The organism is Streptomyces sp. NPDC000348, assembly GCF_042898795.1.
Taxonomy (GTDB): Bacteria; Actinomycetota; Actinomycetes; order Streptomycetales; family Streptomycetaceae; genus Streptomyces.
In genome coordinates this window covers 99,649-110,598 of record NZ_JBIAZD010000023.1, presented here as the reverse complement: position 1 = coordinate 110,598, position 10,950 = coordinate 99,649, and the positions used below count along the sequence as shown (strand labels likewise).

At 71.6% G+C, this 10,950-nt stretch carries 9 protein-coding genes and 1 pseudogene; 3 read left to right on the top strand and 7 right to left on the bottom strand.

Annotation, left to right across the window (positions count from 1 at the left end):
- From ACFY3N_RS32455 to ACFY3N_RS32425, 7 genes and pseudogenes are all read right to left on the bottom strand, one after another.
- Positions 1–361 (bottom strand): LacI family DNA-binding transcriptional regulator (locus ACFY3N_RS32455; RefSeq protein ID WP_390820377.1); only part of this gene is annotated, 361 nt, incomplete at its 3' end.
- A gap of 80 nt (positions 362–441) precedes the next feature.
- A pseudogene (locus ACFY3N_RS32450) lies at positions 442–639 on the bottom strand (Tat pathway signal sequence domain protein); the annotation flags it as partial.
- Positions 640–731: 92 nt separating this feature from the next.
- A complete protein-coding gene (locus ACFY3N_RS32445) occupies positions 732–1,052 on the bottom strand; it encodes an L-rhamnose mutarotase (RefSeq protein ID WP_390820375.1) in 321 nt (106 codons plus the stop codon).
- Between the two features lie 31 nt (positions 1,053–1,083).
- Positions 1,084–2,169, bottom strand: coding sequence for a rhamnose ABC transporter substrate-binding protein (gene rhaS / locus ACFY3N_RS32440; RefSeq protein WP_390820373.1), 1,086 nt, complete (start codon positions 2,167–2,169; stop codon positions 1,084–1,086).
- A gap of 27 nt (positions 2,170–2,196) precedes the next feature.
- The gene (locus ACFY3N_RS32435) at positions 2,197–3,228 is read right to left on the bottom strand and encodes an ABC transporter permease (RefSeq protein WP_390820372.1); all 1,032 of its coding nucleotides are present in this window, start codon (positions 3,226–3,228) and stop codon (positions 2,197–2,199) included.
- On the bottom strand, positions 3,221–4,261 hold the full coding sequence (locus ACFY3N_RS32430; RefSeq protein ID WP_390820371.1) for an ABC transporter permease: 1,041 nt from the start codon (positions 4,259–4,261) through the stop codon (positions 3,221–3,223). The genes ACFY3N_RS32435 and ACFY3N_RS32430 overlap by 8 nt, the downstream gene beginning before the upstream one ends.
- Entirely contained in the window at positions 4,258–5,775 is a 1,518-nt protein-coding gene (locus tag ACFY3N_RS32425; protein WP_386020492.1) for a sugar ABC transporter ATP-binding protein, read from the bottom strand. Before ACFY3N_RS32425 ends, ACFY3N_RS32430 begins: the two co-directional genes overlap by 4 nt.
- Before the next feature lie 262 nt (positions 5,776–6,037).
- Between ACFY3N_RS32425 and rhaI the strand changes: the two genes are divergently transcribed.
- The 3 genes from rhaI (at position 6,038) to ACFY3N_RS32410 (ending at position 10,864) form a co-directional block, all read left to right on the top strand.
- Positions 6,038–7,198: an L-rhamnose isomerase gene (rhaI, locus tag ACFY3N_RS32420; RefSeq protein WP_390820370.1), complete on the top strand. Its 1,161-nt coding sequence runs from the start codon at positions 6,038–6,040 to the stop codon at positions 7,196–7,198.
- A gap of 160 nt (positions 7,199–7,358) precedes the next feature.
- Complete coding sequence (locus ACFY3N_RS32415) at positions 7,359–9,398, top strand: bifunctional aldolase/short-chain dehydrogenase (protein WP_390820369.1); 2,040 nt, start codon at positions 7,359–7,361, stop codon at positions 9,396–9,398.
- Entirely contained in the window at positions 9,395–10,864 is a 1,470-nt protein-coding gene (locus ACFY3N_RS32410) for a rhamnulokinase family protein (RefSeq protein ID WP_390820368.1), read from the top strand. Before ACFY3N_RS32415 ends, ACFY3N_RS32410 begins: the two co-directional genes overlap by 4 nt.
- Positions 10,865–10,950 lie beyond the last annotated feature (86 nt).

The window sequence follows — 10,950 nt, the reverse complement described above, 5'->3', positions numbered from 1 at the left end:
CCGCCCGGGGGTGTGGGGTTTTGGGGGTGTGTTCGGCGCCCTCGCGGCGGGGTGGGGGGGGGGGGTGGCGCCCCCCCCCGCCCCCCGGGCCCCGGGGGGGGGGGGGGGCGCCCCCGCCCGCGACGTCGACGAAGAACGGGTTGCCCATGTCGAGGACGAGCAGGCCCATGATGCGGCTGCGGCCGGCGCGCAGCTGACGGGCGGACTCGCTGCGCACGTAGCCGAGCCGGTCTATGGCGGACAGCACCCGCGCCCGGGTCTCGGCGGCGACCGTGTCCGGACGGTTGATCACGTTGGAGACCGTGCCGACGGATACTCCGGCGACGCGGGCGACGTCCTTGATACCCACCGACTGGGCCATCGGGCAGGGACCTCCAGAAAGACGGGGGCGGCGCGGCGGGCCATCACACTACCGGCAGCGCCGCCCCTGAGCGGTCACGGTCAGGCGGGCAGCCGGAAGTCGACTACGTGCAGGGGCGAGGGTGTCGTACCGCTGGACCTCTCCTGGTACATGACCGACAGCACCCCGTCCTGGGCGACGCGGGTCTCGTCGATCACCACCTCGCCGAAGGCGTTCAGGCCGGCTCCGTCGTACAGCAGCTTCCAGTCGGTGTGCCCGGAGGCCGCGGAGGCGGCGGCCCGGGCGGTGCCGGAGGCCAGGGCGGGGGCCGCCGCGGTGCCGAGGAGCGCGCCGGCCAGGAGAGTGCGTCGTCTCATCACGGGCTCCGTCGTCAGGCGAGGTGGAAGACCTCGGTCAGCGGTGTCATCGCCGCGTCCGGCCGGGAGCCGTCCAGGGACTCGAAGAAGGGCGACATCTCGGCCTGCCAGCGGGCGTTGACCTCGGTGGCCTCCATGCCGGCCCTGGCCGCCTCGAAGTCCTCGGTCTCCAGGTAGCCGACGAGGAGGCCGTCGTCGCGCAGGAAGAGGGAGTAGTTGTGCCAGCCGGTGGCCGAGAGCGCCTCGCACATCTCGGGCCACACGGCGGCGTGGCGTTCGCGGTACTCGGCGATCCGGTCCTGTCGGACCTTGAGCAGGAAACAGACGCGTTGCATGAAGTACCGCTCCTTCAGGGGGAGGTGGGGATCAGAAGTCGAACTGGTCGATGTTCTCGGCGTTGAAGACGGTGGGCTTGCCGAGGTTGATCACGCCGTCCTTGCCGATGGTGTACTCGCCCAGCCCGCCGGCCGTGAAGGTCTCGCCCTCCTTGCCGGTGATCTGCCCGGAGGACAGGGCGACGGCGGTGCGGGCGGCCAGCTCGCCGAGCTTGGCCGGGTCCCAGAGCTCGAACGCCTCGACGGTGCCGTTCTTGACGTACTTGCGCATGTCGTTGGGGGTGCCGAGGCCGGTCAGCTTGACCTTGCCCTTGTACTTGGAGCCGGACAGGTACTGGGCGGCGGCCTTGATGCCGACGGTGGTCGGGGAGATGATGCCCTTCAGGTTCGGGTACTCCTGGAGCAGGCCCTGGGTCTGCTGGAAGGACTGCTGGGCGTCGTCGTTGCCGTAGGCGACCTTGACCAGCTTCATGTCCTTGTACTTGGGGTCCTTGAGCTCGTCCTTCATGAACTCGATCCAGGCGTTCTGGTTCGTCGCGGTCTGCGCGGCGGACAGGATCGCGATCTCGCCCTTGTAGTCGATCTGCTCGGCGAGCAGCTGCACCTCGGTGCGGCCCAGGTCCTCGCCGCTGGCCTGCGAGATGAAGGCGTTGCGGCAGTCGGCGGTGGTGTCCGAGTCGTAGGTGACGACCTTGATGCCGTTCTTCATCGCCTGCTTGAGCGCGGTGCACAGGGCGCCGGGGTCCTGCGCGGAGACGGCCATGGCGTCGACCTGCTGCTGGGTCAGGGTGTTGACGTAGGAGACCTGGCCGGCGGTGTCGGTGGCGCTGGAGGGGCCGACCTCCTTGTAGGTGGAGCCCAGTTCCTTGACGGCCTTCTCGCCGCCCTTGTCGGCGGTGGTGAAGTAGGGGTTGTTGACCTGCTTGGGCAGGAAGCCGACGGTCAGACCCTTCTTGGTGGCCGCGTTCGGGTCGGCCTTGCCGGCCGAGGCCGCCGCGCCGCCGCCCTCGTTCTTCACGTCCTCCTTGGTGGTGCCGCCGCAGGCCGTGGCGGCCAGGGCGAGCGAGGTGACGGCGGCGAGGGCCGCGCAGGTACGGCGGATGGATGCCTTGCGCATGGTGGGTTCCTTAGCGGACGAGAGGGGTCAGGGGGTGGCAGTGGGGGCCTTGGGGACCGGTGGTGACGTTGCCGCCCGGCGTCCGGCCCGCGCCACGGCGACCTGCCGTGCGACGCGGGGTCCGAGCACGGACAGCACCAGCAGCACACCGGTGACGACGATCTGGGACTGCGCGGACACGTCCTGCAGGCTCATCACGTTCTGCAGCGCGCCGAGCAGGAACACGCCGGCGATCGCACCGCCGAGCGTCCCCTTGCCGCCGTCGAAGTCGATGCCGCCGAGCAGCACCGCCGCCACGACGGAGAGTTCGAGGCCGGTGGCGTTGTCGTAGCGGGCGCTGGCGTAGTGCAGCGCCCAGAAGATGCCGGTGAGGGAGGCCATCAGACCGGTCAGGGTGAACAGGATCAGCTTCTGCCGCCTGACCCGGATGCCGGCGAAGCGGGCCGCCTCCTCGCTCGCGCCGATCGCGAACAGCGACCGGCCGAACGGGGTGGCGTGCAGGGCGACGACGGCGATGGCGAGCAGCACCAGGAAGGGCAGGAGGGCGTACGGGACGAACGTGTCGCCGATGCGTCCGGCGGCGAAGTCCAGGTACTGGGTGGGGAAGTCGGTCACCGCGTCGGAGCCGAGCACGATCTGCGCGATGCCCCGGTAGGCGGCCAGCGTACCGATGGTGACGGCGAGGGACGGCAGCCCGAGGCGGGTCACCAGCAGGCCGTTGACCAGGCCGCAGACGACACCGATGACGAGGCAGATCGGGATGATCGTCTCGATGGTCATGCCCTGGTTCCACAGGGCGCCCATCACCGCGCCGGACAGGCCGGCCGTGGAGGCCACGGACAGGTCGATCTCGCCGGAGACCACGAGCAGGGTCATGGGCAGGGCGATCAGCGCGATCGGCAGGGTGTTGCCGATGAGGAACGACAGGTTGAGCGCGTTGCCGAAGCCGTCGACGGTGGTGAAGGACAGCAGCAGGACCACGACGAGCAGGGCGCCGACGGCTGTGTCCCACCTCAACGAGGCGGACCAGCGGCTCGCGCGCGTGAGGGACTCAGGCATGGCGGGCGTTCCTCTTCTTCAGGGCGGAGGCCACGCGCAGCGCGACGACCCGGTCGACCGCGATGGCGAGGATGAGCAGGATGCCGTTGATGGCGAGCACCCACACGGAGCTGACGCCGAGGGCGGGCAGCACGCTGTTGATGGAGGTCAGCAGCAGCGCGCCGAGGGCCGCGCCGTAGACGCTGCCGGAGCCGCCGGTGAAGACCACGCCGCCGACCACGACCGCGCTGACGACGGTGAGTTCGTAGCCGTTCCCGGTGCCGGAGTCGACGTTGCCGAACCGGGCCAGGTACAGGGCGCCGGCGAGGCCGGCGAGGGCGCCGCAGAAGGTGTACGCGGCGAGGATCCGCTTGCGCACGGGGATGCCGGCGAGCCGGGCGGCCTCGGGGTTGGAGCCGAGCGCGTACAGCTCGCGGCCGCTGCCGAAGTGCTTGAGGTAGTACGCCGTCGCCATGAGCACCGCGAGCGCGATGAGCGCCAGGTACGGCACCGCCGAGATGCCGCCCGAGCCGAAGTCGACGAACCCGCCGGGGAGATCGGCGGCCGTGATCTGGCGGGAGCCGACCCAGATGGAGTCGATGCCGCGGATGATGTAGAGCGTGCCGAGGGTGACCACGAGGGCGGGCACCTGGCCGAGACTGACGAGCAGGCCGTTGAGCAGTCCGAAGCCGACGCCGAGCAGGACGGCGAGGGCGACGGCGACGACCGGGTTCCCGCCGCCCTGGAGGTAGGTGCCGGCGGCGAAGGCGCTGATGCCGAGGGTGGAGCCGACGGACAGGTCGACGTTGCGGGTGATGACGACCAGGGACTGGCCGGTGGCGACCAGGATCAGGATGGTCGCGTTCAGCAGCAGGTCCTTGATGCCCTGCTCGGACAGGAACTCGCTGTTGCCGGCCTGGGTGACGGCGATCATCACCAGGAAGACGACGAGGATGGCGAGTTCGCGCATCTTGAAGACACGGTCCACCAGCCGGGTGGCGCCGGCCCTGGGCACCTCGGCGACGGGGGCTTCTTCGGGAGCGGCGACCGTCATGCGGCGGCCCTCCCCGTGGCTGCGGCCATCACGGTTTCCTCGGTGGCGTCGGTGCGGGGGATCTCGGCGGTGAGCCGGCCCTCGTGCATCACCAGCACGCGGTCGGCCATGCCGAGGATCTCGGGCAGGTCGGAGGAGATCATCAGGACGGCGACGCCGTCGGCGGCGAGCTGGGACAGCAGCCGGTGCACCTCGGCCTTGGTGCCGACGTCGATGCCGCGCGTGGGCTCGTCGACGATCAGCACCTTCGGCCCGGTGGCGAGCCACTTGGCGAGGACGACCTTCTGCTGGTTGCCGCCGGACAGGGTGTTCACCGTGTCGGCGAGCCGGGCGTACTTGACCTGGAGCCTGACGGCCCAGTCGAGGGAGCGGCTGCGTTCGGCGCCGCGGTCCATCAGGCCCGCCCGCACGGTCGTACGGAGTCCGGTGAGGCCGATGTTGCGCTCGATGGACATGTCCATCACCAGGCCCTGGGCGCGCCGGTCCTCGGGGACCAGGGCGAGGCCCGCGGCCATGGCGGTGGACGGGGCTCCGTTGGTGAGCCTGCGCCCGTCGACCTCCACCTCTCCCGCGTCCCAGCGGTCGATGCCGAACACGGCGCGGGCGACCTCGGTGCGTCCGGCGCCGACGAGTCCGGCCAGGCCGACGATCTCGCCGCGCCGCACGTCGAAGGAGACGTCGGTGAAGACGCCCTCGCGGGTCAGCCGGCGCACGCTCAGGGCGGTCTCGCCCGGTGTCACGTCCTGCTTGGGGTAGAGCTCCTCGAGGTCGCGGCCGACCATGCGGCGGACCAGGTCGTCCTCGGTCATGCCGGCCAGCGGCTCGCTGGAGATCCAGGCGCCGTCGCGGAGCGTGGTGACCCGCTGGCAGATCTCGAAGATCTCCTCCAGGCGGTGGGAGATGAACAGCACCGCGGCGCCCTGTTCGCGCAGGGTGCGCACGACGCCGAAGAGGCGGGCGACCTCGCTGCCGGTGAGGGCGGCGGTGGGCTCGTCCATGATCAGGACGCGGGCGTCGAAGGAGAGCGCCTTGGCGATCTCGACGATCTGCTGGTCGGCGATGGACAGACCGCGGGCCGGGCGGTCCGGGTCGAGCTCGACGCCGAGCCGCCGCATCAGGGCGGCGGTCGCGTCGTGGGTGGCCCGGTGGTCGATCCGGCCGAGCGCCCGCCGGGGCTGCCGGCCCATGAAGATGTTCTCGGCGATCGACAGGTCGGGGAAGAGCGTGGGCTCCTGGTAGATCACGGCGATACCGGCGTCGCGGGCGTCACCGGGACCCTGGAAGACGACGGGGGCGCCGTCGAGCAGCACCTGGCCGGTGTCCGGCCGGTGCACCCCGGCGAGCGTCTTGATGAGGGTCGACTTGCCGGCTCCGTTCTCTCCGGCGAGGGCGTGCACCTCCCCGGGGAACAGCTCCAGGGAGACGTCCCGCAGGGCGCGGACCGCGCCGAAGGACTTGGAGATGTCCTTCAGTGCGAGAACCGGGGCCGGACCCGTGTCGGACGGGTGGGTCATGAGGGCTCCTCGACGACGCCGGTGAGGAGGCCCTCGCGACGTCGTGAAAGGTTTCAACTGGGTTGCCGGGACGTTAGGCGCGCGACACATGTCACGTCAATGGGTTCCGGTCGAAAAACTTTCGACACCTTCAGGTCTCGGCCTGGTCACGGAGGACGGCCTTCGCCGAAGGGGTTGACACCCCTTCGGGAGACCCATAGCTTCCCCTACTGAATCGTTTCATTCAGTGGTCGTCACGACCCGATGTCACAGGAGCCCTGACGTGACCGAGCTCGCCGCGGTGAAAGCCGCTCTGAAGACACAGGCAGTGGAGACGCCGTCCTGGGCGTACGGGAACTCGGGGACCCGGTTCAAGGTGTTCGCGCAAGCGGGCGTCCCCCGCACCCCGCAGGAGAAGCTGGACGACGCCGCCCAGGTGCACGCGTTCACGGGCGTGGCGCCGACCGTGGCGCTGCACATCCCGTGGGACAAGGTCGAGGACTACGCGGCGCTGGCCAAGCACGCCGAGGACCGCGGGGTGAGGCTCGGCGCGATCAACTCCAACACCTTCCAGGACGACGACTACAAGCTCGGCAGCATCTGCCACCCGGACGCGGCGGTGCGCAGGAAGGCCGTCGACCACCTGCTGGAGTGCGTCGACATCATGGACGCGACCGGCTCCAAGGACCTGAAGCTGTGGTTCGCCGACGGGACGAACTACCCCGGCCAGGACGACATCCGGGGCCGGCAGGACCGGCTCGCCGAAGGGCTCGCCGAGGTGTACGAGCGGCTCGGGGACGGCCAGCGGATGCTGCTGGAGTACAAGTTCTTCGAGCCGGCGTTCTACACGACGGACGTGCCGGACTGGGGCACCGCCTACGCGCACTGCCTGAAGCTGGGCGAGAAGGCGCAGGTGGTCGTCGACACCGGTCACCACGCTCCGGGGACCAACATCGAGTTCATCGTGGCGACGCTGCTGCGCGAGGGGAAGCTCGGCGGCTTCGACTTCAACTCCCGCTTCTACGCCGACGACGACCTCATGGTGGGCGCAGCGGACCCGTTCCAGCTGTTCCGGATCATGTACGAGGTCATCCGGGGCGGTGGCTTCACGCCCGAGGTCGCGTTCATGCTCGACCAGTGCCACAACATCGAGGCGAAGATCCCGGCGATCATCCGCTCGGTGATGAACGTCCAGGAGGCCACCGCCAAGGCACTGCTGGTGGACCGGGAGGCGCTCTCCGCCGCCCAGCGCTCGGGGGACGTGCTGGAGGCCAACGCGGTGCTGATGGACGCGTACAACACGGACGTGCGTCCGCTGCTGCGCGAGGTGCGGGAGGAGCAGGGGCTGGCCCCCGACCCCATCGCGGCGTACCGCTCCAGCGGATGGCAGGAGAAGATCGTCGCCGAGCGCGTGGGGGGAGAGCAGGCGGGCTGGGGCGCCTGAGCCCCGGGTTCCGTCGTTCGCGGGCCGCGGGCCGGCCACGGCCGGTCGCGCCCCGTGACGGAGCCGCACACGAGCACAGGCCCGCGCCCCTCCCGGACGCGCCGCCCTCCCGGGCACCCCGACTCCGCACACCTCTCTTCCCCGAAGGACTGATCTCCCCATGGCACCCCACCCCGCAGCCGACGCCCTCCTCGCCCGCTCGCACCGGCTCGGCGCCGACCCCCGCAACACCAACTACGCCGGCGGCAACACCTCCGCCAAGGGCACCGACACCGACCCCGTCACCGGTGGTGACGTGGAGCTCATGTGGGTCAAGGGGTCCGGCGGCGACCTCGGCACCCTCACCGAGGCCGGGCTCGCCGCGCTGCGGCTGGACCGGCTGCGGGCGCTGAAGGGCGTCTACCCGGGCGTCGAGCGCGAGGACGAGATGGTCGCCGCGTTCGACTACTGCCTGCACGGCAAGGGCGGCGCCGCCCCCTCCATCGACACCGCCATGCACGGCCTGGTGGACGCGGCCCACGTCGACCACCTGCACCCCGACTCCGGTATCGCCCTGGCCTGCGCGGCGGACGGCGAGAAGCTGACCGCCGAGTGCTTCGGCGACCGTGTGGTGTGGGTGCCGTGGCGCCGGCCCGGTTTCCAGCTCGGCCTGGACATCGCCGCCGTCAAGGAGGCCAACCCGCAGGCCATCGGCTGCGTCCTGGGCGGCCACGGCATCACCGCCTGGGGCGACACCTCCGAGGAGTGCGAGCGCAACTCGCTGCACATCATCCGCACCGCCGAGCGGTTCCTCGCCGAGCGCGGCGGGGCGGAGCCCTTCGGGCCCGTGATCGAGGGCTACGCGGCGCTCCCCGAGGCCGAGCGCCGGGAGCGGGCGGCGGCGCTGGCCCCGTACGTGCGGGCCATCGCCTCCCAGGACCGGCCGCAGGTCGGGCACTTCAACGACTCCGAGGTCGTGCTGGACTTCGTGGCCCGGGCCGAGCACCCGCGGCTCGCGGCCCTGGGCACCTCCTGCCCCGACCACTTCCTGCGCACCAAGGTCCGCCCGCTCGTCCTCGACCTGGCGCCGACCGTCCCGGTGGAGGAGGCCGTCGCGCGGCTGAAGGAGCTGCACGCCGAGTACCGCGAGGAGTACGCCGCCTACTACCGGCGGCACGCCGAGCCCGACTCCCCCGCGATGCGCGGCGCCGACCCGGCGATCGTGCTGATCCCGGGCGTGGGCATGTTCTCCTTCGGCAAGGACAAGCAGACCGCGCGCGTGGCGGGCGAGTTCTACGTGAACGCCATCAACGTGATGCGCGGCGCGGAGGCCGTCTCGACGTACGCGCCGATCGAGGAGTCGGAGAAGTTCCGCATCGAGTACTGGGCCCTGGAGGAGGCCAAGCTCCAGCGGATGCCGAAGCCGAAGCCGCTGGCGACCCGGGTGGCGCTGGTGACCGGCGCGGGCAGCGGGATCGGCAGGGCGATCGCGCACCGGCTGGTGGCCGAGGGCGCGTGCGTCGTCGTCGCGGACCTGAACGCGGAGAACGCCGCGGCCGTCGCCGAGGAGCTGGGCGGTGCGGACAAGGCCGTGGCCGTCACCGTGAACGTGACGGACGAGGAGCAGATCGCCGACGCCTTCAAGGCCGCCGTGCTGGCCTTCGGCGGGGTGGACCTCGTCGTCAACAACGCGGGCATCTCGATCTCCAAGCCGCTGCTCGAGACCTCCGCGAAGGACTGGGACCTCCAGCACGACATCATGGCCCGCGGCTCCTTCCTCGTCTCGCGCGAGGCGGCCCGGGTGATGATCGCGCAGGAGCTGGGCGGCGACATCGTCTACATCGCCTCCAAGAACGCCGTCTTCGCCGGCCCGAACAACATCGCCTACTCGGCGACCAAGGCCGACCAGGCCCACCAGGTGCGGCTGCTCGCGGCCGAGCTGGGCGAGCACGGCATCCGCGTCAACGGTGTCAACCCGGACGGCGTGGTGCGCGGTTCCGGCATCTTCGCCGGCGGCTGGGGCGCCCAGCGCGCGGCGACCTACGGCATCGAGGAGGAGAAGCTCGGCGAGTTCTACGCCCAGCGGACCATCCTCAAGCGCGAGGTGCTGCCCGAGCACGTGGCCAACGCGGTGTTCGCGCTGACCGGCGGGGAGCTGACCCACACCACCGGGCTGCACGTCCCGGTCGACGCCGGCGTCGCCGCCGCCTTCCTGCGATGAGCGCGTCCGTGAAGTCGTACGCCGCGGTCGACCTGGGCGCGTCCAGCGGACGCGTCATGGTCGGCCGCGTCGGCCCCGGCACGCTGGAGCTGACCGAGGCGCACCGCTTCCCCAACCGTCCGGTGCGGGTCCCCGAGGGGCTGCGCTGGGACATCCTGGGGCTGTACGGGGGCGTCCTGGAAGGTCTGAGGGCGGCGGGGCAGGTGGACTCCGTCGGCATCGACAGCTGGGCGGTGGACTACGGGCTGCTCGACGCAGACGGCGCCCTGCTCGGCAACCCGGTGCACTACCGGGACGCCCGTACCGAGGGCGTCGCCGAGCAGGTGTGGGCGACGGTCCCGGCCGCCGAGCTGTACGCGGCGACCGGGTTGCAGTACGCGCCGTTCAACACCCTGTACCAGCTGGCGGCGGCCCGCGGCTCCGCCCAGCTCGCGCAGGCGGGAAGGCTGTTGCTCATCCCGGACCTGCTGGCGTACTGGCTCACCGGTGAACAGGGCACGGAGCTGACCAACGCCTCCACCACCCAGCTGATCGACCCCCGCACGGGCGACTGGGCGTACGACGTGGCCGCGCGCCTGGGCGTCGACCTGAACCTGTTCGCGCCGCTGCGGCGGCCGGGGGACCCGGCCGGCGTGCTGCGTCCGCGGGTGCTGGAGGAGACCGGGCTGAGCGGCCCGGTGCCGGTGACGACGGTCGGCTCGCACGACACCGCCTCCGCGGTGGCGGCGGTGCCCGCCGACGGCGAGCGGTTCGCGTACATCTGCACCGGCACCTGGTCGCTGGCCGGCCTGGAGCTGGACGCGCCGGTGCTCGGCGAGGCGAGCCGGGCGGCCAACTTCACCAACGAGCTGGGCCTGGACGGCACGGTCCGTTATCTGCGCAACATCATGGGTCTGTGGCTGCTCCAGGAGTGCGTACGCGCCTGGGGGAATCCGGACCTGGGCGAACTGCTGCGGGCGGCGGCCGAGGTGCCGGCGCTGCGGTCGGTGGTGGACGCGGGGGACGCCGCGTTCCTCGCGCCCGGGCACATGCCCGAGCGGATCGCGGACGCCTGCCGGGCCACCGGACAGCGGGTGCCGGACTCCCCCGCGGAGACCACCCGTTGCATCCTCGACTCGCTCGCCCTGGCCCACCGCAAGGCGGTCGCCCAGGCGCAGGCGCTCGCCGACCACCCGGTCGACGTGGTGCACATCGTCGGCGGCGGCACCCGCAACACGCTGCTGTGCCAGCTGACGGCGGACGCCTGCGGGCTGCCGGTGGTGGCCGGGCCGACCGAGGCCGCGGCGCTGGGCAACGTCCTGGTGCAGGCCCGTGCGCACGGGCTGGTCGGCGACCGGGCCGGGATGCGCCGGCTGCTCGCCCGTACCCAGCCGCTCGAGCGGTACGAGCCGCGTGGTGACACCGCGGCCTGGCGGGAGGCCGAGGCCCGGCTCGCGGGCCGCGGGGCCGAGACCGCCGCGGTATGACGCCGCGGTGGCGGTGCGGGGCACTCCCCCGCGCCGCCACCCCGTCGTACGCTGCACTCATCCGATGATCGAAGCAAGGAGCCACC

Excerpts from the sequence above, each read along its gene's own strand:
- ACFY3N_RS32445 (WP_390820375.1), bottom strand. The coding sequence starts at position 1,052 with ATGCAACGCGTCTGTTTCCTGCTCAAGGTCCGACAGGACCGGATCGCC.
- rhaS (WP_390820373.1), bottom strand. The coding sequence starts at position 2,169 with ATGCGCAAGGCATCCATCCGCCGTACCTGCGCGGCCCTCGCCGCCGTC.
- ACFY3N_RS32435 (WP_390820372.1), bottom strand. The coding sequence starts at position 3,228 with ATGCCTGAGTCCCTCACGCGCGCGAGCCGCTGGTCCGCCTCGTTGAGG.
- ACFY3N_RS32430 (WP_390820371.1), bottom strand. The coding sequence starts at position 4,261 with ATGACGGTCGCCGCTCCCGAAGAAGCCCCCGTCGCCGAGGTGCCCAGG.
- ACFY3N_RS32425 (WP_386020492.1), bottom strand. The coding sequence starts at position 5,775 with ATGACCCACCCGTCCGACACGGGTCCGGCCCCGGTTCTCGCACTGAAG.
- ACFY3N_RS32415 (WP_390820369.1), top strand. The coding sequence starts at position 7,359 with ATGGCACCCCACCCCGCAGCCGACGCCCTCCTCGCCCGCTCGCACCGG.
- ACFY3N_RS32410 (WP_390820368.1), top strand. The coding sequence starts at position 9,395 with ATGAGCGCGTCCGTGAAGTCGTACGCCGCGGTCGACCTGGGCGCGTCC.